This window comes from Streptomyces phaeolivaceus (assembly GCF_009184865.1).
In the GTDB taxonomy this organism is placed as follows: domain Bacteria; phylum Actinomycetota; class Actinomycetes; order Streptomycetales; family Streptomycetaceae; genus Streptomyces; species Streptomyces phaeolivaceus.
Map to the genome: position 1 here is coordinate 6,172,724 of NZ_CP045096.1, position 24,285 is coordinate 6,197,008.

Genomic DNA, 24,285 nt, shown 5'->3' on the forward strand with positions numbered 1-24,285 from the left:
TGGTGGACATAACCACCACTTCGGTAGGCCGCGACACGTTGCTCACCACGTACGGCAGCTTCTTCGAAAATGTCTCGTACAGCGGTTCATACCGCGTTGTGGTGACCGTCGACCCCGCATACGGAGTCGAGGAGGATGAAGTCGGGGAGGTCTTGCGGTTCCTCGATGATCTGCCGAAGCGGTATCCCCAGGTCCGCGAGGTCGTGGTAGAGCGGCTACCGAAGCAGATCGGTCTGCAGGGCGCGCTGTCCCTTCTTTTCGCGCATGCCAAGACTCCGGTCGGAGTGCATGTGGAAGACGACTGGAGGTTCACCGCGCCCGTGGATCTGGACGCGCTGATCTCCGATCTGTACGCGCAGGACAGTACCCAGATCGTGCTGACGAACTCGCATGTGGCAAGAGGCGGAACCTTCGAGCGCCCCGACGAGGTGCAGGAGGTCGCCGGGACTTCGGGCCGTCTGCTCCGGCTGAACAGGTCGAGCTGGGCGGCGCACTATCTGCCGCTGTGCCCGCATCTCCATCGAACGGACCGGTGGGCACCGACCGTCGCGAAGGCTCTGGCGCTCACCGACGGCCTGCAGTGTCCGGACGAGCGGGTGCGCGAGAGGGTCCTTGCCGAGCAGGCGAGAGACCGGCACAACGTGCTGTGGACGCGTGACGTCGTTGCCGAGGATCTGGGCCGCGAGTGGCTGGTCAGGCGTGCCCGCTACAAGGCCATCACCGCGGAGCATGCGGGGGAGGCCGAGACCGGGAGCGTGACGCGGAAATCCGGCGACGAGCCTCTGGAGCTGAAGCGTTCGGCCGGCCTGAGATCCCGGGCCGAGGGGCTGATCCCCGGCATGACACAGACATTCCAGAAGCGCCCTGAGAACTTCGCCGACGGCGAGTACCCCGTGTACGCGGAGCGCGGCCGGGGATCCATTCTGTGGGACGTCGACGGAAATGCCTACGTGGACTTCGTCATGGCGCTCGGCGCGGCCTCACTGGGCTATGACCATCCAGCGATGAGCAATGTCATCCGGGAGCGGCTCGGCCGCGGGGTGCTGCTGTCGCTTCCGGCGCAAACCGAAATCACCGCGGCTGAAGAGCTGGTACGCGCGGTGCCCGGAGCCGAGATGGTCCGATTTCTCAAGACCGGCGCGGAGGCATGCGCGGCTTCCTTGCGCCTTGCCCGGCATTTCACCGGACGGGATCATGTCCTTTTGGCCGGGTACCATGGCTGGCACGATCAACTGGGTGGGCCCAGCGCGGGCGTCCCGGTCAGCGCTGCCCGACTCGGTGAGCGCTTCACTCTGGACAGCCCTGACGACGACGTGCGCTTCCTCGCGGCGGTACGTGAGCGTGGTGAGCAGCTCGCGGCCATTGTGCTGAGCACGCCGTACCACCGTGTGCTCAGTGCGGAGTTCCTCGATGAACTCCGCGCAGCCTGCGATGAGTTGGGTTGCCTGCTGGTGCTTGACGAGATCGTCACCGGATTTCGACTCGCTCCTGGGGGGTTCGGCCAGTTCCGCGGCGTACGCGCAGATATTCTCTGCTTTTCCAAGGGGATCGCGGGCGGGATGCCCTTGGCGGCGGTTGCCGGTCCACGGCATCTCATGGACAAGTTCGCCGAGCTCAGGGTCTCCACGACCTTCGGCGGTGAACTTCTTTCCCTGGAAGTCATGAAGGTGGCACTGCGGGAGTATGCGCGGACCGACTACTACCGGCACATCGCGGCGCTCGGGCGACAGTTGCGGGAGGGCGTCAACGGGCATGCGGTGCGGCTGGGATTCGGCGACATCATGACCGGCTACGACCCGATGCCGTGCTTGCGCTTCGACAACGACTCCGCGGTACACAATCGAATCGCCCGGCAGTTCCTGGCGGAGATGGCGCGTCGGGGCTTCCTGCTGCGACGTGACGTCAACTTCATCTCCGCCACCCATACTTCGGCTCAGATCGATGACGCGGTGTCGGCCTCGGCCGAGGCGCTCGGTGCGCTGGCCGGTTGATGAACTGGCGCACGACATATCGCCTGTACCAACGCCATGAGTATCGTCCGGCGCGGTATGGCATGTTTCTTCCTTAGCCCGCCCACCCTTCGTCAGAGGGAGTGACCCTGGTGACAACGCGGCACGTCGTTCGCTGGACCGAGGCCGGTGAAGAGTGTTCCGCTCGGTGGTTTTCCGAGAGCGGAGAACCACCCCAGCGGGTGGTCATCGCGGATGACCGCATGACACCTGACAACGCCTACCGTTTGGCCCACGAGGGCACCGCGATGCTGTGGCGAGGAGATTTCCGGAACGCTCGCCAGTTGTTTGGGGAGTTGAAGCTGCGGGCGGACCATGCGTTGGGGCGCGTGAGCCTGAGCAGGTCGTCGACCGAGGCGTTCCGCCAGTATCGCCAGGCGAAGTCCGAACGCGCGCATGTGCTCGGCATGTTGCTGATCCCGTTCGAGCGGAACAGCGTCATACCCCTGCCAGGGGCGCCCGATGTGCGGCAAGCCTGCACGGAGGCGTACGGCCCGGGAGACGAACCGTTCGTGGCCTCACTCCGCGATGTGCTGCAGGCGCTCTGGGCGCACGATCAACGCCGTAAAGGCTTCGAGGTTCCGTCGCTCGGAGACCGCATACATCCGCATTTCGGGGTGTTCACTCCAGTGCGGCGGGACGAGTACCTGGACTTGGTGGCCGAGGCACCGTTGCCCTCACGGACGACGGCGTTCGACATCGGCACGGGAACCGGCGTGCTCTCCGCGCTCCTGGCCCGCCGGGGCGTCAAGCGCATCGTGGCCACAGATCAGGAGCCGCGCGCCTTGGCTTGTGCGAGGGAGAACCTGGATCGACTGGGGCTGGCCGACCGGGTCGAACTCCTGCGAGCGGACCTCTTTCCCCCTGGCCGAGCGGCGCTCGTGGTGTGTAATCCGCCATGGGTTCCGGGGCAGCCCGGCTCTCCCGAAGAGTGCGCGACATATGACCCCGAAGGCCGCATGCTAAGCGGCTTCCTCAGCGGTCTGGCGGCGCACCTGGAGCCGGGCGGTGAGGGCTGGCTGGTCATTTCGGACTTCGCCGAGCACGTTGGGCTGCGACCGCGCTCCGAACTGCTGGCGAACTTCGATGCCGCAGGGTTGAAGGTCGTAGCGCGGACGGACGCCAGGCCGAAGATTCCCCGTGCCTTCGACAGCACCGATCCCTTCCATGAGGCACGCGCCGTCGAAGTGACGTCGCTCTGGCGTCTCACCGTCCGCTGAGTAGCGCGCGCAAGCGTCGGAGGTAGCGAAGCGATGAATGTGCCGAGTGCGCCACCGCCACCGCGGCAGGCGCCCATGGCAATCAACCGGGTGGAATGGACGGCACTGCCGCACAAGTCTCGTCTCGCCATTGAGGACCAACTCGGATCACCGGTTGTCGCCGCGGAGACTCAGCGCGGCGGTTTCTCGCCCGGTATGGCCGCCATCGTGCGCTGTGCCGACGGTTCCCGGTACTTCATCAAAGCAGTGAACCCCGACCTCAATCCCGTATCGCCGCGGCTGTACCGGGACGAGGCCCTGTTTTCGGCCGCACTGCCGAACGGAATGCCCGTACCGCGTCTGAGGCATGTCTATGACGACGGCGACTGGATCGCCCTCGTCTTCGACGCGATCAACGGAAGGATGCCCGAACTTCCTTGGAGACCTGCGGAGGTTCAGCGCCTCATGGAGACGATTCAGAGCCTGAGCACCACTCCACTCGCCGGTGAGCTGACCGGTTTGCCCTCCGTTCCGGATCGTCTTCAACACAGCTTCGGCGCCTATCGCCGGCTGGCGAACACACCGCAGAACCTCACCGTCTGGGAACGAGGGAACATCGACCGATTGGCCGCGGCGGCCGAGTCGGCGCTGGAGCCCATGGCCGGCGACTCCCTCGTGCATCTCGATCTGCGTGCGGACAACATCGTTCTGGCCCACGACGGGGGCACGTACATAGTCGACTGGTCCTGGGCCTCATCCGGCGCGTCATGGCTGGACAAGGTCTGCTTCCTCGTGAATGTCGCAACATACGGGGGCGACGCCGAGCGCTTTCTCCGCGGCGACCAGTTCCTCGCGTCCGTGCCCTCGGACCACGTCACCGCCTTCCTCATCGGATTGTGCGGGATGTGGACCGAAGCCGTCGCCGCACCCCCACCGCCCGGACTCCCCGCCTTGCGTGACTTCCAGCGTCTTGAAAGAGACGCCACTCTCGCGTGGATCCGCTCCCGTACGGGATGGAACTGACGATCCCGCAGCGCCACTGTCACCACGAACTTGACGATGCACAGGAACAGGAGAGTCAGCGAATGAGGGAGATCCTCGTCTCCGTCCATGGCAACAGCCTCGACGTCGCTCCCAGGCTGGTGGTCGTCGACACGGTCACGGCCACCGCCCGTGAGGCCCCGTTTTGGCTGCCGCCCGGATTCCAGCGATACATGGGGCTGGGTACCAGCGGTGGGCGGATACACATCCTCGCGGTGACTTTCGACGACCGGACCTCGCTGGTCACCGTCGACAGGGCCAGTGACGAGGTGGAACTCTCGCCCCTGCCAGGGGTCATGGACGGACACAGCGTGCTTGCCGTCGACGGTGAGCTCTACGCCGTCTCATCGGGGACGGACGAACTGGTGCGGTTCCCACTCTCCGACGGACGCGCGCAACCGGGGCGGCAGACAGCATGGCGCGCGAGCGACGTGGGGCGCGACACACACCACATGAACAGTCTTCTCCGGTTGGACAACGGGCACATGGTGGTGTCCGCCTTCGGGGAAACACCTACGGGGGCCAGGGCCGATGCCCACGACGGCTACATCTTCGATGTGACCGGCAACCGTCCCTTGGCCACCGGCATTCATCATCCTCATTCCGTCACGGAACGAGGCGGCCTCCTGTACTACTGCGAGTCCGGAAGCGGCAGATTCTGCTCTGAGAAGGGCAGCATCATCAACCTCGATGGTTATGTCCGTGGAGTCTGCTGGCTTTCGGACGATCTGGTATGCATCGGCACCAGCGCCGGGCGTGCCGCAGACAGGAGGGGGCACTACGAGGCCGATGACTGCGCCGTGTGGATCGTGGATGTGAACTCGGGCGCCGTTGTCACCCGCATCCCACTGAAGGAATTCGGCCCTGAGATATACGACATCGTTCTCTTGTAGACCTGTGGAGGTCCCTCAGTGGTAACGCGCACACCCGATGACGCCGAGGCTCCATCGGTGACGTTCTCCAGGGAGTACTTCGACCGCCGCTATACCCGGGACTCCGATCCCTGGGGTCTGGCGACCAAGTGGTATGAACGCCGGAAGTACGCGTTGACCGTCGCGTCACTGCCGAAAGCGCACTACAGGAATTGCTTCGAGCCTGGCTGCTCGATAGGCGAACTCACCCGCTTGCTCGCCCCACGTTGCACGCGTCTGCTGGCCGTCGACTTCGCGGACAGCGCTCTGGAACAGGCCCGTGCGGCTGTCCGCGAGTTCGCGCATGTCGAAGTCAGACAGGCGACATTGCCCGAACAACTTCCCGGGGACACTTACGACCTCATCCTCGTGAGCGAATTTCTGTACTACCTGTCCAGCGAAGACCTCGATCGGATGCTGGACGCCCTGGTCGACCGGATGGAAACCGGGGGCGATCTGGTGGCGGTCCACTGCCGAGCCACCGATCGCCGCCATGGTTACGACGGTTTCAATGTGCACTCTTCGATCGAGGCGCGAGTGGAGTTGGAGAGACTCGTACACCACGAGGACGAGGAGTTCGTGCTGGACGTGTTCCGTCGGCTGCCGTCTTCCCTTGACGGGACGTCGGGTGATGGATCGTGACGTCGTCCATGGCGCGTGTGGGCTGGGCCGATCTGCCCGGCGAGGTGCGTGAAGCGGTCGAAGCCAGAGCCGGACGGGTTACGGAGGTGGAGAACCTCGACTTCGGGGAGGGGTCCGAGTTCAAGGCCGTCCTGGACACCCCGACCGGCAGGGTCTTCGCCAAGGCCACACTGATCGACGGCTGGTTCGCCCCGCGACTGTACGCCGAGGCCAGGATCAATCCCTATGTGACGCGGCTCGCCCCCCGGCTGCTGTGGCAGGTGCGGGCCGGAGGGTGGCTCGTGCTTGGGTTCGCGTACGTGCAGGGCAGGCATGCGGACTACTCGCCCGGCTCGCCGGACCTGGGCATGCTGGCGGAGGCAGTGGCGGCGCTCCAGGACCTGACCTGCCCGGAACATGTCTCCTGGCCGGTCGAGCGGCGCTGGGCAGGGCTCACGGAGCAGCCGCAGGTCATGGCCGGCCGCGCGTTGGTCCATAAGGATTTGAACCCTCGTAATGTCATCATCAGCGAGGGCCAGGCCTATGTCGTCGACTGGGCAACGCCGTGCCGGGGAGCCGACTGGGTGGAACTCGCCCTTCTCGTACCCCGGTTGATAGGGCAGGGGCACAGTCCGCACGAGGCGGAGGAATGGGCCGCGCGGTTTCGCCCCTGGAGGCACGCGACGGCCGAGGCACTGGACGTCTTTGCCGATGCCGAGGCCCACAAGCGGCAGAAACTGGCGGCGCAGTGGCCGTGGCCGAACCAGATCCGGACGGCCAACGGAGCCTGGGAATGGGCGCGTTGGCGTGCTTCGCGACTAGACTCGCGGTGAACGGTCCACGGCTGCCAAGGGGACATCTCACCTGGAACGGAGAGGTACCGATGGAGTGTCCAAGAGTATGAAGAGTGAGCCCTCTGCTGGCAGGCCCCGTTATGTGTGGTCGACGAGCAAGTCCTTTACCGACGGGCCCCGTCGCGCGTGGTCGACGGAAGAAGTGATCGGCGCGCTCGTGGTCTGCCTACTGGGCCTGACCTGGGGGCTTGGCGTACTGGCGTGGGTGTCGGGAGGACTTGTCGCGCTGGTCACTCATGGCTCCTGGCCCGAGCAGCCGTTCTCCGCGTCCTTCTCGCTGTCCGTTCAGCTGGCCATGCACTGGGACGAGCGCACGCTCGCGTGGCCGGCCGAGGATCGGCCGGTGCTGGGACCCGACTGGTTCTTCTGGTCGACTTTCTGTGTCCTGGTCATCGCGGTAGGGGTCGCGGTGAAGTTCGTGGTCTCCTGGATTTCTCGCTTGCTGGCTCATAGCCGTCGTGCACGACACGTCAAGGTCCGTAAGGAGCAACGGGATAAATCGGTGATCTGGGCGCAGCCCGCAGAAGTCGCCTCGCTGGTGGTCCCCGACAGGGATACTCTCTCCGGGCGCGTCTACCTGGGCGAGATGACGGGCAACTCGTCGGTCGGGCTCGCGACTTCGCGGTACACCTCGGTCGCGGTCATCGCGCCAACAGGTTCGTCGAAGACGGTGAAGTACGTCGTGCCGACCATACTGACCTGGCCCGACGCCATCTTCGTCACTTCGACGAAGAGCGACATAGCGGACTTGACCCTGAACTACCGTGGCGAGACGCTCGGTCGACCGATCTACATCTTCGATCCCACCGGGGAGTGGCCTGAGCACCAGCGCAAGTATCTCAGCGCATGGTCACCGCTCATGGCCATTCACACCTACTCCGACGCCGACAAAGTCGCTCAGTGGTTGGCCGAGGCGGCGGTCGAGAACGCCAGCGCGGATGCGAAAGCGCGCTTCTGGATCAATCTCACGCAGATAGCCCTGGGGCCCATGCTGTGGATTGCCAGAAAGTCCAACAAGACGATGCAGGATATTGCCGACTGGATCGGCTACCAGAAATTCGAAGAAGTCGAGCGTCTTTTTGACGAGTATGAGCTCAACGTCTCAGACGCCGCCGCGAAGGAAGACCTGGCGATGGCCCGACGCGGGCTGTCGGCAACGCAGCGGCGCGACAAGATGACCCGCGCCGGTATCTTCGCCAACGCGGACTTCATCCTGAAGCCGTTCATGTCGGCGCAGATGGCGCCGACAACGGACATCAGGTTCGACGACGACGGCAAGCCCTACAGCCCTTACGGGCTCCGGGTTCTGGACATCGAGCACGTCCTGGACATGGGCGGCACCATCTACGCCATCAGCGACGAGGAAGAGCAGGAGATGCTCCGCCCCGTCTTCCAGTCGGTCGCGCAGTCGTACCTTCGGTCCTGCCGGAAGCGGCAGCAGCGACAGGGCGCGGGGCCCCTGGTGAACCCCCCGCTGCTCCTGTTGGAAGAGGCGGCCAACGTCGCCCCGCTGCCTGCCCTCGACAAGATGGCTGCGACCTACCGTGGATTCGGCATCGTCATCATGTCGATCTGGCAGGACGAGGCGCAGGTCGGGACGCTCTATGGCAGTCGCGCCCCCACGGTCCTGGGGAACCACACGACCCGGCTCTACCTGCCCGGCTCCTCGGACGACACGACACTGGACCGGCTCTCCCGGCTCATCGGAGACCAATCGGTCACGCAGTACAGGCTTACGCACCATCAAGAGCAGCACAACATATCGATCAACGAGGGTTCCGAGGACATCAGGCTGGCTCCGATCGACTACCTGCGCACTCTGCCGCAGGACGTCGCGATCGTCCTCTCCGGCAATCTCCCGCCTCTCAGGGTCACGGCGACACCATGGTTCAAAGACCCGGAGATGCGTGCGCGTATCGGCCCCGAGATGTGTGAGAAGTACGACCGCGCATTCGGCGGATCGAAGTGAGGCTCTCCCGCGTCAGAACTGTGCCGTCAGCCCCGCCGCGGCCAGTAGATAAGCTGTCATCGGCGCGTAGAACCTCGGGTTGGTGATGTGGTCGTCCAGCGGAACCACCGCCTTGATCGTGCCCTCCACCTCTCCCAGAAACAGCGCCGGATCGTTGCAGTCCGCGTAGCCCACCGTCTCGATGCCGCATTGCCCCGCGTGCCCCGTCCATCCGTGATCGGCGACCACCAGGTCCGGTAGTGGCCGCCCTTCCCGGACCATGCCGTCCAGGATCGCCGCCATGGGGGCGGGGGAGTGGGTGTGCCGCAGCCTGGCGGCACGCTCCAGCATGGCTACATCGCAGAGCTGGACGACGGTCTGGTCGTCCACGTGCAGACCGTCCGGAATCTCGACGATCTCGCACCCTGCCGCGTGCAGCGCTGAAGCCGTGGCGCTGTGCACCTCCAGCAGCGCGCCCGGGTGGCCCGTTGCGAACAGCACCCGTGCCCTTGCTTCGGCCGCCGTCCGCAGCACCGCCGCCATCCGCTCCAACCCATCGACTGTCAGCTCAGGTGCGATGGTGTCCTGCCCCGAGCGGTGCTGCGGATCGCTGTTCACCCCGCACCGCTCCACCATGACGGCCAGCACGTCACGTTCGTCGGTCCAGCGGTTGCCCAGGTCCAGGCCGAGCCACATGTGCCGGTCGCCGCTTGCGAGTTTGCGGTAGTGGGAAAGGTTGATCTCCCGAGGAGTGGCGACGTTGCCCGCGGTGCGGGTTCGGACGAGGTGGTCGATGAGCTCGGCACGGCTGGGCACGGCACTGGGTATGGGCATGTGGGCCATTGTCGCGCCTGCCGCAACCGGGACACAGCGAAGGGGCTCTGCGTGGGCCGTGCGACCGTCGTCGCGGGTGCCGGCCGACTTGTGCACTACGGGTGGCGGCGCCGGCCGGTCGGTACGGTGCAGGCCGGGGCGTACAGGCCCGGTACCAGCGGGGCCGAGCGTGCACAGCCCCAGAGCGCCCTCCCCACGGACGGTGCCGAGAAGGGGGCCGGTGGGCAGGCTCCGGAGCGTGATGCCCGACGCCGTGGACGGTGTTGCAGGGCCCGGACGAGTGGTGAGGCGTCTGCGGCGAGGAGAGGGACGGCGAACGCGGGCGGTACGGTCACCCCTGCCAGAGGCCGATTCCGCGGTTGGGCACGGGTAATCACTCTGGGCGTGAGGAGTGGCACCAAGGCCATGCCCATGGTCCCCGGGTGAGCGCCAGACAGGGCTTCACGCGGGCTTCGCACCAGGCGGTCATCCCGGTACGACCAGGACTCCGCGTTTTTGTCCAGTTGCGGGGCGTTCAGCACGCCGCGCTGGGGCGGTGGGGAAGGGCGCTCGAATCGATGGATATGCCGGTGATCCGGTGAGGTGGAATACTCGCTCCCTGAGGGCCGGAATCAGTGCTCCACAAGGAAAGGAAGCGAAGTTGGGGGCGTCGTGGTATGCCACGAGGAAGTCCGAGCGGGCCTGGATCGAAGGTGTCGGGTTCTTGCGGCAGGGTCGGACGGACTTGGCCGTGCAGCGCTTCGAACTGGCGCTGCAGCACGATCCGTTCGCCGCCGACGCCTGGCTGGGACTGCATGCCGCCGGGCATCGTCAGGCGGAGGCCGTAGAGGCGATGTCACAGCACAGGGGTTCCTTCGGTGCTCTGCGCACCAAGCACAGCATGCAGTTGAAGTCCCAATTCGACCTCGGTTTCTATGTGACGTTCCGGCTGGAGACCGCGCGTGACCTCTGGCTCGCCACCATGGCGGGGCTTCTGGGCGAACGGCGGCTGGGCGAGGCGTGGCAGTCCATCGCGGAGGCGCAACTGGACTGCGACGAGACGCGATTCGTGTGTACGAGATACGCCTTCCTGAAGCAGGACTGGCCGCTGGTCCTGCATTTCTCGCGGAACATCACCGACGCGTTCCTCCGGGACGAGGCTCAACTCTATGTGGCCAGAGCCCTGGTGGAGCAGCACGTCTTCCATGAGGCGATCAGCACCCTCGCTCCGCTTCCGCAGGCCCTGGAGAAGGAGAGCCGTTTCGAGGGAGAGGTCGCCTATGTGCGGGGCCTCGCGCTCGACGGGCTGGACAGGCCGGAGGAGGCACTGCGGCATTTCCAGTACGCGTTCCGCTGTTTTCCCACCCTCGCCGATGTCGCCACCCGAGCCAAGGCCGTCACCGTCCCGGCCACCGACACCCCGGACCAGGAGGCGCCGCCCAAGGCGGTGTCCACGAAGGGCGCTTCGGCCACCCCCGATGTCGTCACCCGGGAGTTGTGGCTCAGCGAGGCGATGGAGCTGCTGGACGGCATGGTCGGCCTGGAGCCGGTCAAGCGTCAACTGCGCACACTCGTCGCTCAGTTGCGCATGACCGCCGTACGACGGGAGCAGGGTCTGCCCTCCAGTTCGGGGCCGCAGCACTTCGTGTTCGCCGGGCCGCCGGGCACGGGCAAGACCACTGTGGCCCGGGTGCTCGGCAAGGTGTTCGCCGGCCTCGGACTGCTGGAGCGCGGACACGTGGTGGAGACACAACGTGTCGACCTTGTCGGCCGGCATCTCGGCGAGACGGCCATCAAGACGAGCAAAGTGATCGATTCCGCGCTGGGCGGCCTGCTGTTCATCGACGAGGCATACGCGTTGTCGAACAGTGGCTATTCCGGCGGCGACGCCTTCGGTGACGAAGCGCTGCAGGTTCTGCTCAAGCGTGCCGAGGACGACCGGGACCGACTGGTCGTCATCCTGGCCGGCTACCCGGACGAGATCAACGCGCTGCTGGCCACCAATCCCGGACTGGCCTCACGGTTCACGACCCGCGTGAACTTTCCCTCGTACTCCGCCGATGAGCTCGTGCGGATCTCCCACGGTTTCTTCGACTCCCAAGGCGATGTCCTCGACGAGGATGCCGCCATGGCACTCCGGGGCCACTGCGAGCGGGCCGTGGACGACGGTCTCGTCGATCGGCTGGGCAACGGCCGTTTCGCTCGTGAACTGTGCCGGAAGTCCGCGGCACTTCGCGATCTGCGCCTGTACGACCTCTATGGGGGTTCCGACACACCCACCCGGGAGGAGATCGTCACCGTACGCCTCGCGGACGTCTCGGCCGCGTACCGGGAGCTGCACGACAGCGCGATCGCCCCCTGAACGGCGTGCCGCCCGACCCGGCCGAACCGGGTCAGGCGAGCTGTTCCGTCGATCCGTCCGGGTGGACGAGAAGATGGATCGTGCTGCCGAAGCGGTCGTCCGTGATGGCCGCCAGAGCGGGACCCCCCAGCTGCTGGGCGCGCTGCTGGAGGATCGAGAGGACGACGTCCTGGATGTCGCCGTAGGGCGGGGCGGTCACCGGAACGCCGTCGACCAGACCGGCGTTGGGCGAGAAGACCCGTATCTGGGCGCCCTGCACATCGGGCGTGCCTGAGGGGTGGGGCGCTTCAGTCATCGTTTCTTCCTTTCGGCCGGTCTCCCGGCCGGGGCCGCTCCGGCACGGGTCAGCCGCTCGTGGTCTCTTTTCCGTCGACCAGGTTGTGGAGACGGACGTACGTGCCCCGTGAGACACGTTCCAGCTGACCGGACTTGACCAGAGTGGACAGTATGTTGCTGATGGTCTTCGAGGTGGCACCGTACCGGCTGGGCGGCATCAGGTGCAGCACGTCGCCGGCCGAGAACGCGCCGGGGAAGGTCGCCACGGTCCGCACCACGGCGGCACGGACGCTGGATGTGACCGCCGGATGATCGCGCGGCCCGGCGTCCGCGGAACCGTCACCGCGCGAGCTGAGCGACTGGGAACCGTTGCCGACCGGCGCGCAGTTCGTGTCGATGCGGGGCAGGAAGGCCCGAAGCTCGTGCAGCGCCGTCCGGACCGTCTCCAACCGGGGATCGCGGTCCCCGTCGGTCGTGGCCGTCAGCATGGTGGCCACCTTCTCTATGTTGGAGAGGGGAAGGATCAGATCACGCAGCAGCGGTCGCAGGAAGTCGCGTCGCAGCGCGGCCACGGGGTCGGTCATCGCGAGCTTGACGCCCACGGAACCGGTGAGGACGGACGGAGCGCTCGCCTCGTCGGTCTCGCCCGAGCCGACCGAGGAACCGTCGTCCGCCGGCAGCATGGACACCATGACCGCCCGCAGCTCGCGGATGCTGTTCAGCGTCTCGGGCGCGACATCGCCGCCGGGCACCCTTGTCAGCATGGCGGCGACCTGCTCGACGCTGAGCACCGCGGGCAGCGCGGACCGCACCAGAGGGCCCAGTACGGCCTGTCGCACGGCCTCGGCCGGGTCCTCCAGCGAGAAGGCGATCCGTTGTCCGGAGTCGACCCCTGCCATCGGATCTTCGTCCCTGCCTTCCAACGGTGCTTCCGTCCTCGACGGGATGTCCGGTCGCGCCGGTGCCGGCGCGTATGCCTCTGCCTGTGCCTCCGCCTGTGCCTCCTTCAACAGGTCCTGCTGTCGGTCCTGTTGCTCCTGAAGCATGTCAAAAGCGTCCAGGATCTGTTCCAGTTCGGGAATGCCTTGATCGCCGGGAGGTCGAAACGGAACCGAACCGCCGACACGTGATCGCAGGCGAGCGAGCCGCCAGGGTGCGGACGTGCAGCCGGAGCGGGTCGTGTCACGGTGGGGAAGATCCCCGTTCTCGTCGCCGATGCCGAGTCGGCGGCGGATCCAGCGACGGTCCTCGGCGGTGGTCGCGGCCGTGTAGCCGTACGGCTCGGCGTGCGCGATCGCGTCCTGGAGGCACTCGGCCCACAGTGGACAGGACGCGCACAAGTCGCGTGCGGTGTGCAGAAGTACCAGGTGGTGACGGCGCTGACTCGCTGATTCCTCGGGCATGGGCCGGGCGTTCTCCAGCAGTGGGTGCTGGAACACGTCAGGGCGCCGCTGGCAGGACACCGCGGCATCGGGGACGCGAGACCGTATGGGCTTGCGCGAGGACGGTACAGGTGGTGCGAACAGTGCCGTATGGCTTGCCATACGCATGTGTGTAATCCCCCGTGATGATCTATGATCACAAGGAACTCTAGAGCAATCTGTCAACCGTGCGCAACGCACATGCAAATGATCCGGTTCGTTCACGCATAGGCGAATCGAGACATTCATGGCCGCGTCAACTGTCCTTGCCTGTACGGCCCTTGCGGCCGGACCAGCTGCCGGAAGCCTTCCGCGTCCCGTTGCGCACGGCCTGTGCGCCGCCGCCGCGCAAAGTCAGGACCACGCTGACCCCGACGAATCCGATGGGGACGCCGGCCTCCGGCCAGACCATCCCCACACCCGACGCGACAGCGATGATCAGATCGGCGCCCACGACCGTGACGCCGCGTCCTCCGGGGTGGTTCTTCGGGATCCAGGCGCCGAGGAGCGCCATGCCGGCGAGCGCCCAGTACCCGAACACCGCCTCTCCGCTGACGATCGCCGAGGTGCCCCAGCGAGCCGCTTCGCCGGCCGCGGCGAAGTAGCTGGTCATCCCGGCGGTGAGCAGCGTGGACGTGAGAGCCAGCAGCAGTTGTCGCCGCCGCCGCAGCGACCAGACGGCCAGTCCCAGCGTGAGCAGCCCGCAGACCGCGACGAAGGACGAGCCGCTCGACGACGCGAGCGCGAACAGGGTGTAGGCGGCGGCGAACCCGAAGGCGATACGGGGGAGGAGTCTGACGGCCCACGCGTCGTTGCGGTCCTGGCGGACGAAGCGCCGGAGCAGGGCCGAGGCACTCCCCCTCTCCCCGCGCTGCCGTCCCGCCGGGCCCGGTTTCGTCGTCGGCTTCTCTCCGGCGCGGGGTTCCCGCGTCCCCGTTCTCATGAGATTTCACCGGTGGCCGGGCGTCCCGTGCCGATACGCACGGTCGCCTCGGCCCGACGGCTGTATGTACGGCCGGTGTTCAGTGCGGGCACGGGTGCCTCCTCGATGTGGAGAGGGACGGACGGTGGGGGAAGGGGCGGGGGCGCCGCGGTGGCGGCGGCGCCCCCGCGTCCGCTACGGATTGCCCGAGTTGCTCACACGGCCGCCGGAGCCTCCGCCGTTGGCGCCGGACCCGGTGCCGCCGCCCGAGCCGCCGCTGTTGCCCCCGGAGCCCCCGGAGCCCCCGGAACTCCCGCCGGAGCCGCCGCCGCTGTTGCCGCCGGAGCCACCCGTGCCTCCGCCGGAGCCACCCGTGCCTCCGCCGGAGCCACCCGTGCCTCCGCCGGAGCCACCCGTGCCCCCGCCGGAGCCGCCTGTGTTGCCGGACGCGCCCCCGGAGCCCCCGCTTCCGCCGGAGCCGGTGCCGCCGCTGCCCGAACCGCTGACACGACCGCCGCGCCCTGTGCCGGTGGAACCCGATCCGCCGTTGGACCCGGAGCCACCGTTGGAGCCGGAGCCACCGTTGGACCCGGAGCCGCCGGACGTGCCCGGGGTGCCGCTGCCGCCCGAACCGGGTTGGTTGGCGCCCTGGTTCGCTCCCTGGTTCGGGTTCTGCGGTGGGTTGCCGCTGTTGCGCCTGCGTTGAACGGCGTTCCGTCCCGCACGCCAGGCGCGTCCGACCGTCTGCTCCCCGGTCCAGGCCGCTGTCTTCTTCGCTCCGGTGGCCGCCACCCGGCCCGTACCCACCGCGGCGCCCACCGCCGCCTGGCCCGGACGCTGCATGGCGCCGTCTCGCCTGCCGACCCGCCAGTCCGGGCCTCCCCTGGCGATGGGCCTGGGAGTCGGATCGATCTGACCGCCCCCGAACGCCGGGGAGAACTCCCCGCTCGTCAGCTTCTCGATGAGCTTCCGGATCATCATCACCACGGCGATGCTGACCAGCATGAGCAGCAGCAGCTGGCTGCCCAGCGCGATGTCCGCCGGGAAGATCATCTGATACAGGACCAGCAGCAGGGTCAGGACCACGCTGAAGCCCGCCCGCAGCACGAAACTGTGCACGAAGGCCTCCAACCACCCCCTGAGCAGCTTCTGCTGTGAGGGATGCATACCGATGGCGGCGACCAGGGGGAGCATCACGATGAGGATCAGAGTGACGGCGTGCCAGAGGAGGGTGAGTCCGCTGAGGATGATGACCATCGTGCCCACGACGAAGGAGGCGAGGAGGGAGTAGAACGCCACACCCACCCGGGCCCCGGCGTTCTTGCCCGCCCAGGTGTCGAACGCCACCGGGTAGATCTTCTGGTCCTCGGTGTCGTCGGGGTCGATGTCCTCACCACCCGCGATGTCCTTGCGGATGGGCACCCACTCGTCCTCCTCCTTGTTCAGATTCTTGCCGAGGTCCTTGTTGGTCTCGGACTGGGCCACGAGCTGACGGACGCGGAGATCCTCGCAACGGGCGCCCTTGCCGTAGTCGCAGGTCCTGTTCTTGTCGTCCGGGACGCACACACCCCCGCTGACCTTCCCGTCACCCTCCTTCTTGAAGATGCAGTTCTTGCCCGGCGCACCGAACTGCCCCAGGGCCCAGGGACGGAAGATGAGCGTGTCGTACATGGCACAACTCGACTGCCGCAGACCCTTGTTGTAATCGTCCTTCAGATCGCAGGGCGGCTGCATCTCGCCCGACACACCGGCCAGGGCGGTCGACATCAAGGCCGTGTTGGCGTCTCCGATATGGGTGTCGGACCACGTCACGAACCTGTCGTAGTTGCCGCCGGTGAGGAAGGCCATGACGCCGATGATGCTGAGCGCGGCCCAGGAGACACCGGCCCACACCTCACGGGTGTCGCCGGCGCGCCACTTGGTGAACACCCACAGGCCGACGAGCAGGATCATGATGACCACGGCCGGTTGCAGCACGTTGTCCTTGAGCGTCGTCACGACGCTGTCGCGGCCCTCGTACAGGCCCGCCATCGGGCTCGGGTTGGAAGCGGTCTCCTTGATGGAGATCGACATCCGAGTGAAGAACTTCGTGAACGTGAAGATGGTGTCGGCCGCGCCGTTGTAGACCAGGTCCATCACGGCGCAGCTGTCGGCTCCGCTCCCGATGTCGCCGTTGTCCTCGGAGGCGTCGCCCCTGCCCTTGAAGGTCTGGGAGAAGTTCAGCCCGCGCAAGCCGTTCAGCTCGTACATCGTGTACATCTCGGGGGAGCGGGACATCTCCACGGCCCCGGTGACGCTGCCCCTGATGTTGAGACCCTGCTGGTTCTCCTTCTCGTCCGTCGCCCCCTTGTCCCACTGGTTGTAGGCGGGGAACACGCTCTCGGCGTCGCCCGCCGTGTCCATCTGGTACTGGTCGTCGCCGGTGAAGTTGCAGGAGAAGTCCGCGTAGGCCGAGGACGGCGCGGCGAGGGTCAGGGATATCAGGGTCAGCGCCACGAACAGGACGGCGCGGACGGCCGAGCCCGTCCTGCCGAGCGCGCGGCGCAGCGTGTGGCGCGAGGACATCTGGATTCCTTGGACGAATGCGGACGACGAGAGCCGGCGGCGCACGAGGCGGTCAGTCGGTCGGGAAGTGATCGGTGAGCAGGCAGCCGGAGACGAGCCCCTGCTCCTTCTCGAAGCCGCTCGGAACAGTGAAGTCCGGATCACAGGTCAGATACTTCAGGCGGGAGGCCTTGAGACCCTCGACCGTGTCGGCGCCCACCGGAACGACCGCGAAGTCCTGTCCCACCAGGAAGCTCGCGTGACCGTCCCGGTCGGCGGCGGTCTGGAACTTCTTCATGTCCTTGATGGTGAGCAGGGCGATGGGGGCGCCGTTGTCGTCCTGGCAGACGGCGCGTTCCCCGATGGCCCACGAGGCGTCCGCGGCCTCCTCCTCGCCCCACGCCGTGCTGCGCTCGGAGTCGTCGTACTCGTCGCCCGTGGTGAGGTTCTCACAGGGGACGAACGTGTCGAGGTAGTCCTCCACGGACGCCATGTCCGACGCGCTCGGCAGATCACTGTCCGACGCCCCCTCGTCGCTCCCGCACGCTCCGACCGCGGCCAGAGAGACGAGGGCGGCGCCGAGCGCCAGCGTTCGCTTGATTCGCATGCTGTCCGTTCCGTTCTCCGTGCTGATGAGTGGTGGTGGTGCCCCGGCGGATCACGCCGGCTGGGCCTCGGCCTGCTCGGACGGCCGCGCCGGTGCGTGCTCCGCCTCCTGCATGAACTTCCAGTCCCAGACGCTCGTCGGCGGGTCGATCGCCTGCCGGGCCGGACGGCTCGTGCCGTTGGTGTCCGTGGCCGCGAGGATCTCCCGGAAGACGAGGTCGACGGCGACCGTGCCGACCCGCTTGTCGGCGTCGCGCTGCAGACACACACCGGTGCGCAGCTCCTGGAGCGCCGCGATGACCTTGGGGTCGTTCTCCGGTCGCCCGAGCAGCGGGGCCACCAGTGACGCCTCCTGGGCGGACTTCTGCTTGAAGGCGAAGACGGTGTGGATCTGGTTGGCGCCACCGCTGCGCGCCTCGGAGTCCTCGATCTGGACCAGGTCGATCGCCTGCTGGGTGATCAGGACGGTGACCGCCATGTAGGAGCGGCCCTGCTTCAGCGCGCGGCGCATCAGATCCCGGCCGCTCTCCGTGGCCGTGACGACATAGGCCTCGTCGACGAAGAGAGCCTTGGGCCGCAGACCGACCTCACCTGTCACCGGGTTCTTCTCGTAACCGACGTCGAGCATCTGGCTGCCCAGTTCCACGACCGCCATCAGAGCCGTCGCCGCCAGGCGCTCCGCCGGGTTCCAGCTGCGCGGGTCCGAGGCCGCGGGGGACTGGAAGCCGCGCAGGGTGATGACCGTGCGCCGCTTGCGCATGCTGGACAGGGGCTTGGGCCGGTCCGAGAAGGCGAGCCGCGCGTAGGGCAGCGTCCGCAGCTCGGTGAGGAGCATCTGCGCCAGCTTCAGCTCCTTCTGGGCCTCACGGTCCCCCTCCGCCACCGCCGCGTCGTACGCCGCGACGACCTCGTCGACGACTTGCCACAACGTCGGGCGCAGGATGCGGTGTTCGGCGTCCCGTGCGTCCATACCGTGCTCGACGGCCTGACGGATGGCGGAGTTGTAGCGGCTGACGACCGTGGCCATCGCCTCGATGACGGGCAGCCGTACGCGCTGGTAGTCCTCGTCGCCGAGGAAGCCGCGGAGCATCGATTCGGCGAGCAGCCGGCCGGCCGGTACGTCGCGGGCGATCACCCAGGGGTCGAGCACGCCTGCCTGGCCCTTGAGAAGGTCGACCACCTCGGTCTCGTCCCAGAACTCCGGGTTGATCGGTTGGAACCGGCTGCCGGAGGTGCCGAGGATGCCTGCTTCGGCGTCCGAGGCGAACTCCGGGTCGTTGACCTGGGAACCGAAGCCCAGGTAGTAGCACAACTGTGCGAAGTCGGTCTTGGGGTCGATGACCAGGCAGCGCACGCCCGACTCCGACTCCTCGTAGAACTTCTGCAGCGCCAGGGAGGACTTGCCACCACCGGACGCGCCGACGATGGCGAGGCCACCGCCGTCGTTGCGGGCGGGACCCACGTGGAGCGAGTAGTGCACGGGCATCTTGCCGGCCCAGCCGACCAGGCTGCCGACCCAGCCCAGACGCCGTCCGGAACGCGTCTCGGGGTTGTCGCCCAACTCCGTTCCCGCGGTGGGCAGTCCGGCGCCCAGCTGCTCCACCTCCTGCAGGCGGAGATACGGGGCGATCGGCAGCTTGGGCGCGTCCCCCGGAAGCTGTGACTGCAGCAGCCGCCACTGCTGGCGCGTCGGGCGCAGCAGGGTGACCTTCAGGTCCTGCTTGAACTGCATCTCCAGCACCCGGCGCCGGCGTTCCAGCTCCTTGAGGTCGGGAGCGGAGATCGTGAACCGGATCTGCGCCTCCATACCGGGCATCTTGTGCTCTTCGATGTCGTCGACGAGATCCTTGGAACGGGCGACCTGGCTGGCCAGTTTGGTGTCCGGGCTGCGGCCCGAGGTGGCCATGTCCTTCATCTCGTCCATGAGGTTGCCCCGGATCTTGTCGGCCCGGTCCTTGAACCTCAGATACGGGATGAGCGTGAACCGCATGTCGATCTCGACCGGGAACTCCACGTTCTGCGAGGTGTAACGGGCCCATGCCGTCGACTGACGGAAGCGGGTCTCGGCGGGCCAGTTGGCGGCGACCAGCGTCGTCGTGTAACTGGTCTGCCGTTCGCCGGAGATCTCGTCGTACTGGTGCAGGACGATGTGCGTCTTGCGGTTCTCGCCGGAGAAGTCGACGACCAGGTCGAACTGGTTCGGCCCCCAGGAGCGCGAGCCGAGCACCGGCTCGGGCGGCACCGGCAGGTCGCCGTGCAGGGGCTTGCGGATCAGCCAGACGAGCTCCTGACGGGTCAGCGGGGTGCCGCCGAGCCCCTCCAGGCTCTCGTGCACCTCAGTGGCGACCTGCGTCCACTCGGCGAGGAGGAAGGGGGACAGATACTCGTCCGAGACGCCGGTGGCCGACGCCGCCGCCCGGTCCGCCGAGTTGTGCACACTCTGGAGCAGGGACGGCTCGTCGTACGGCTCGTCGTCGCCCGCCATCACACCGCTCTTGCCGTTGCGCTTGAGCGAACCCAGCTTCACCAGCAGGATGTTGCGCTCGCGCAGGGCGCCGATGCGCTCCTGGTACTCGGCCTTGCGCAGGTTGTACGCCTTGTAGTTCTCCGTCGGATCCCAGGCGACCGCGTTCAGGTCCTCCGCCCAGCCCACCGCCGTGATCGGCTGGTAGACCTTGCGGTAATGGCACTCGACGTTGCGGTCGCCGCGGGCGAGGTTGAGCAGACCGCGTGCCGGTGCCTCTGCCATGGCCTGCAGCTCGGTGGCGTTCAGATACTCGTCGATGGCGGTGGGCAGCACCAGGCCGGTCCACACCGAGTCGCCGTGCACGAACAGCGTGTCGTCGGCGTAACGGTAGGGAAGGCGCAGGTCCTCACGGCGTCCGGCGGCCGAGCCGCCGGACGAGGACGTGCCCTGCCGCTTCGGGGCCCGGCCCTGCTCCTGGCCCTTCTTGCCCGAACCGGCCGCCATGATCAGGGCGATCACGAAGAAGGCGACCGCCGCGCCGAGGAGGATCAACAGGAACATGGATAAGTCACCTTGCGGTCGGCGGTAGTTGGCGTCGGATGGTGGTCATCGGTCCCTCGCGGTGAAGGCCGAGCCACGTGCGGCGGCGGCCTGGCGCGCCGCGTCGTACCGCGCGTGCCAGCGCGGTGCGCCGGGCTTCCAGAGAATGACCTGCCAGTGCAGTTCCTCCGGCTCCTGGTCCGCGGCGAGCCCCTGGAGTCGTTTGGGCTGCAACCACCAGTCGGCCCACACGACCAGTTGGTGGCTCAGCGTGAGTGCCGAGGGCAGCGGTCTGCCCCAGACGAAGTAGACGGCCAGCGGCGGCCCGAAGTAGAAGACCGCCGTCAGCATCGACAGCCTGAGGAAGGGGAGGAAGGTGGACGTGGTGAACAACAACACGAGCCAGAACAGCCCGAAGCCGAAGGCCGCGCCCAGCGCGGGCAGCAGCAGACCCGGAAGCGGGATGTTGCCCCAGTTCCAGATCCGCTTCGGGCGGTTCACCAGGTCGGTGTGGTCGTATGCGACCAGTGGCGCGGGAGCTTCCTGCGTCATCGCTCCGAACTCCCCTAGTAGTGGTGGTTGAGCCGGATCAGCCTTCGCCACCGATCTGGGTGCCCAGGGAGATGAGCACACCGGCGAGACCGCTCGCGCTGCCGATGATCAGCGCCGCCAGGGCGATCATGCCGAAGCCCTGGAAGGCCTCGCGCAGACCCTCGCCCTGCTTCATGGAGATGAGCATCCGGATGCCGAGGATGAGGAGCGCGATGATGGCGACCGTCGCCCCCGCGGTCCGGAGGATGTCCTGGATCTCCGTGAACATGCCGTCCAAGGTGGTGGCGGCCAGCTGCATGGTGGTTCCTCTCACTGAATTGCTCGAATGTCGTCTGTCGTCTTACGGGTGGATGGGGACAGGAGGGGCTCCTGGCCTCAGTTCGTGCCGGACTGCTCGTCCTGCGAGGACCGGTCGCTCGGCGAAGTGGAGGCGGCCGGAGTGGAGGGAGTGGCCTCGCCGGTGTCCGCCTCGTCCTCGGACGCCTCGGTCTGCTCGTCGTCGCCCCTGCCGCCCTGGGAGTCGAGCACGCCACCCCGGATGTCCTTGATGAACCAGCCCTGGGCCGTGTTCACCACGGTGATCCGGTACGCGCGCCGCGCGGTGTCGCCCTCCGGGTCGGCCCAGTCGACGACCACCCGCAGCTGTACGGCCTGCCCGGTCTTGTAGGAGTATGGAGCGGAGCCCTGGACGCCCTTCGGCACCAGCGCCACCACGTCGTTGACCTGTGGTTCGGACAGGCGGCCGGACAGCCCCGTGGTCGCGGTGAGCGTGGCACCCTGCGCGGTGAAGCGGGCCAGGGTGGTCCGGTCCGATTTGGCCCACGCCTCGAAGTAGCCCGGCAGCACTGTCTGTTGCAGCTGCTGGCCGAGGGCGGTGTCGACGGCCTCGTTGTCCCGGTCGACCTCCGGTACGTCCGAGCGAGGTGGCATGGGCATCTCACCGACGTCGCCGGCGACGCGTATGCCTTCGCCGGTCGTCAGGTTCTTCACGTAGACGGGGACGGTCAGCGTGGTGAGCCCACCGTCGTCCGTACGCACCTGGATGCCCAGGTAGCGTCCGTGGGTGCCGTACTCGGGAAGGTTCTCGCTGGTGCCGTCCCAGGTCGCCGTGAGGGCCTTGCGGGTGCCCTCGCCGCTCCAGCCGCATTCGGGATCGACGCCCGCGGAGGTGTACCGGGCGAGCGCCGCACGGCGGTCGGACGCGGTTTCCGGGGAGTAGGTGAGGCAGATGGTCGCGTACTGCTCGGCGAACGCGGCCGCCTGCTGCGTCGGGAACTCGGTGAGCCCGTAACGGGCCACGTCGTCCGCGTCCAGACCGGCGGTGCCCGCCCCCGAGGACTTCCCGACGAGAAGTCCCGTCACACCGCACGAGCCCAGTGCGATCAGGCCCGTGGTGATCAGCAGGGTCGCGCGCAGGCCGACGTGGGTGCGGCGCCCGCCGGACCCGGGGGACGGCAGCCGACCGCCCGGCCTGGGCACGTCGAAGACGCCCGAGGGCTTGTGCGCGGCGGTCTTCCCGCCCTGGCCCGAGGCGCTGGTCGCAGGTCCCGCGGCCGTGGTCACGGACGCCGGGGCGGGAGCGGGGAGGGGGCTGTGCGCCGGTGCCGCCGTCTGCGCGGACCTTCCGGCCCGGCCGCTGTTCCCGGCGGCCGTCACGCCCTTCCGGCGCTGTTCCTTCGCCGCTTTCTTGGCCTCGTACTCGGCCTTGCGGGCGGCGCGGGCCTGTTCGCGCTTCTCCTTCTTGGACTCCGTCGTCGGGCGGGCCTCGCGCGGCGGCAGCGCCGGCACGGCGGCCTGACCCGCCTGGGGCGCGCCCCGGACCCAGGCCGCGGCGACCTGTGCGCGGGCCGCCTCGGGCGACAGTTGCCACGACTGCTGCGGCTGCTGCGGCTGCTGGGGCTGACCGCCCTGCTGGGCGTAGGCGGTGTGCTGGTCGTTGGACCCCTGCCCCTGCCCCTGCCCCTGCCCCTGCGCGGGCTCCTGTCCCTGCCAGGGCTGCTGGGAAGGACCGAAGGACCCGGGCTGCCCGGCGGGCTGGCCTCCGCCGACCGCGCCAGCAGAGCTGTTGTGGTCTGTCATCGAGTCGGTAACTCCAGCCAGTTGATTCCCTGTCAGCGGTCGCGCCCGCATCACCGGGCTGTACGACGGGCCCTGGTCCGGCCAGGTGCGCTGGCAGTGTGACAAAGACCGGTCGCCGAACCGCTTTCCTTTTCCCGCCGGGGCCCCTGTGGGACTTGCCGGATTCCCGAAGGGATTCCCCGGGGGCGGAGTTGAGGAATCGGGGCGGGAATCCGTGGGGGAGACGCCCTGTGCGGTCGGCCCGTCCTGGATCACAATGCGCGGGGCACGTCCGTCCGGCGTACCCGCATGTGCCCCCGGATCCGACAGACCGGGACCGCCGTGCGGATCATGTCGGTTTCGGCGCACCCGAACGACAGGCCCCAGGGGGTGTTGTGAAGGTCCCGCACAGCACCCACGGTGTCCGGCACGCACTCTCGCCGCACCGGCCGAAGACCCAAGTAGCTCCGCTGCGAGGGCCTTCGTCCGGCACGCCGAGGGCACGCACCGGACACCGCGGGCACCGCACTGGACTTTCGCAACACCCCTTAGGCGAAGGACGAGAGTTGAGCGACCAGAACGGGCAACCGCAGATACCCGACCCGCGCGTCTGGGACACGGCCGCGCGGCAGGCTCCGTCGGTCCCCTCGCCGGCCCCTTCGGTTCCCTCGCCGGCTCCGTCGGTCCCTGCCCAGGTCCCGTCGGCTCCTTCGCACGTTGCGCAACCCACCCCGGTTCCGCAGATGTTCCAGGCCGCCCGGACCTGGATCGACGGCTACGAGCCGGGAAACCCCTGGCAGGCCAGGCTGTGCATGGAGACCCCGTACGGCACCTTCGTCCATCCGCTCACCCCGAACACCATTCCCGACCTGCTGGAGCCCCTGGTGCTGGTGGCGCAGGAACAGCAGGGCATGCCTGTGGGCTTCGAGACCGATGAGGACCCCGGGCCGGTCGACGAGGACATCGACGACGTGGCCGACGAAGAGCGCTGGAGCCAGCGCGTTCAGGGTGGTCGGGCCGCCCGGCTGAGCGGCTGGTCCGCGGTCCACAACCTCTGGCAGCGCGAGGACCCGACGGCACGGATCGTCATGGGAGCGATCGTCGTCGTGGTGCTGCTGATCGGCGTTCTCGTCTCCTGAAC

At 67.6% G+C, this 24,285-nt stretch carries 19 protein-coding genes; 9 read left to right on the forward strand and 10 right to left on the reverse strand.

All coding sequences use genetic code 11. The features are described 5' to 3' along the window. Positions 1-2 precede the first annotated feature (2 nt). The 7 genes from F9278_RS28675 to F9278_RS28705 all read left to right on the forward strand — a co-directional run bounded on the left by F9278_RS28675 (position 3) and on the right by F9278_RS28705 (position 8,604). Positions 3-1,991 (forward strand): aminotransferase class III-fold pyridoxal phosphate-dependent enzyme, encoded by a 1,989-nt coding sequence (locus F9278_RS28675; RefSeq protein WP_193241684.1) that lies wholly within the window; start codon positions 3-5, stop codon positions 1,989-1,991. Between the two features lie 221 nt (positions 1,992-2,212). Beyond that, positions 2,213-3,229 (forward strand): methyltransferase, encoded by a 1,017-nt coding sequence (locus F9278_RS28680; RefSeq protein WP_226966996.1) that lies wholly within the window; start codon positions 2,213-2,215, stop codon positions 3,227-3,229. Between the two features lie 75 nt (positions 3,230-3,304). Next, entirely contained in the window at positions 3,305-4,231 is a 927-nt protein-coding gene (locus F9278_RS28685; protein ID WP_193241685.1) for a phosphotransferase, read from the forward strand. Beyond that, complete coding sequence (locus tag F9278_RS28690) at positions 4,222-5,142, forward strand: DUF4915 domain-containing protein (RefSeq protein WP_152170900.1); 921 nt, start codon at positions 4,222-4,224, stop codon at positions 5,140-5,142. The genes F9278_RS28685 and F9278_RS28690 overlap by 10 nt, the downstream gene beginning before the upstream one ends. 57 nt (positions 5,143-5,199) lie before the next feature. Then, positions 5,200-5,802 (forward strand): class I SAM-dependent DNA methyltransferase, encoded by a 603-nt coding sequence (locus F9278_RS28695; protein WP_226966997.1) that lies wholly within the window; start codon positions 5,200-5,202, stop codon positions 5,800-5,802. Further along, positions 5,799-6,614 (forward strand): phosphotransferase, encoded by an 816-nt coding sequence (locus tag F9278_RS28700; RefSeq protein ID WP_152170902.1) that lies wholly within the window; start codon positions 5,799-5,801, stop codon positions 6,612-6,614. Before F9278_RS28695 ends, F9278_RS28700 begins: the two co-directional genes overlap by 4 nt. Positions 6,615-6,717: 103 nt before the next feature. Beyond that, positions 6,718-8,604: a type IV secretory system conjugative DNA transfer family protein gene (locus tag F9278_RS28705; protein ID WP_226966998.1), complete on the forward strand. Its 1,887-nt coding sequence runs from the start codon at positions 6,718-6,720 to the stop codon at positions 8,602-8,604. 12 nt (positions 8,605-8,616) lie between these two features. Here F9278_RS28705 and F9278_RS28710 read toward each other — a convergent pair whose 3' ends face one another. Beyond that, positions 8,617-9,426, reverse strand: coding sequence for a phosphatase (locus F9278_RS28710; RefSeq protein WP_404818953.1), 810 nt, complete (start codon positions 9,424-9,426; stop codon positions 8,617-8,619). A gap of 721 nt (positions 9,427-10,147) precedes the next feature. Between F9278_RS28710 and F9278_RS28715 the strand changes: the two genes are divergently transcribed. Continuing rightward, positions 10,148-11,758, forward strand: coding sequence for an AAA family ATPase (locus F9278_RS28715; protein WP_226966999.1), 1,611 nt, complete (start codon positions 10,148-10,150; stop codon positions 11,756-11,758). Positions 11,759-11,789: 31 nt separating this feature from the next. On the opposite strand, the gene F9278_RS28720 is transcribed toward F9278_RS28715, so the two are convergent. The 9 genes from F9278_RS28720 to F9278_RS28760 all read right to left on the reverse strand — a co-directional run bounded on the left by F9278_RS28720 (position 11,790) and on the right by F9278_RS28760 (position 23,165). Further along, the gene (locus F9278_RS28720) at positions 11,790-12,053 is read right to left on the reverse strand and encodes a hypothetical protein (protein ID WP_152170906.1); all 264 of its coding nucleotides are present in this window, start codon (positions 12,051-12,053) and stop codon (positions 11,790-11,792) included. Positions 12,054-12,102: 49 nt separating this feature from the next. Continuing rightward, a complete protein-coding gene (locus tag F9278_RS28725) occupies positions 12,103-13,473 on the reverse strand; it encodes a WhiB family transcriptional regulator (protein WP_226967000.1) in 1,371 nt (456 codons plus the stop codon). Between the two features lie 238 nt (positions 13,474-13,711). Beyond that, positions 13,712-14,398: a hypothetical protein gene (locus F9278_RS28730; RefSeq protein ID WP_226967001.1), complete on the reverse strand. Its 687-nt coding sequence runs from the start codon at positions 14,396-14,398 to the stop codon at positions 13,712-13,714. A gap of 174 nt (positions 14,399-14,572) precedes the next feature. After that, positions 14,573-16,942 carry a hypothetical protein gene (locus tag F9278_RS28735; protein ID WP_152170908.1) on the reverse strand — a complete coding sequence of 790 codons (2,370 nt, stop codon included), beginning with the start codon at positions 16,940-16,942 and terminating at the stop codon, positions 14,573-14,575. Positions 16,943-16,994: 52 nt separating this feature from the next. Then, positions 16,995-17,528, reverse strand: coding sequence for a hypothetical protein (locus F9278_RS28740; protein ID WP_152170909.1), 534 nt, complete (start codon positions 17,526-17,528; stop codon positions 16,995-16,997). A gap of 51 nt (positions 17,529-17,579) precedes the next feature. After that, positions 17,580-20,555, reverse strand: a complete 2,976-nt coding sequence (locus F9278_RS28745; RefSeq protein WP_152170910.1) for an ATP-binding protein — start codon at positions 20,553-20,555, stop codon at positions 17,580-17,582. Positions 20,556-20,600: 45 nt separating this feature from the next. Next, positions 20,601-21,086, reverse strand: coding sequence for a hypothetical protein (locus F9278_RS28750; RefSeq protein ID WP_152170911.1), 486 nt, complete (start codon positions 21,084-21,086; stop codon positions 20,601-20,603). Between the two features lie 37 nt (positions 21,087-21,123). Beyond that, on the reverse strand, positions 21,124-21,384 hold the full coding sequence (locus tag F9278_RS28755) for a hypothetical protein (RefSeq protein WP_152170912.1): 261 nt from the start codon (positions 21,382-21,384) through the stop codon (positions 21,124-21,126). A 77-nt stretch (positions 21,385-21,461) separates the two neighbouring features. After that, positions 21,462-23,165: a conjugal transfer protein gene (locus F9278_RS28760; protein WP_226967002.1), complete on the reverse strand. Its 1,704-nt coding sequence runs from the start codon at positions 23,163-23,165 to the stop codon at positions 21,462-21,464. A 722-nt stretch (positions 23,166-23,887) separates the two neighbouring features. Here F9278_RS28760 and F9278_RS28770 point away from each other — a divergent pair. Then, positions 23,888-24,283, forward strand: a complete 396-nt coding sequence (locus F9278_RS28770) for a hypothetical protein (RefSeq protein WP_226967003.1) — start codon at positions 23,888-23,890, stop codon at positions 24,281-24,283. Positions 24,284-24,285 lie beyond the last annotated feature (2 nt).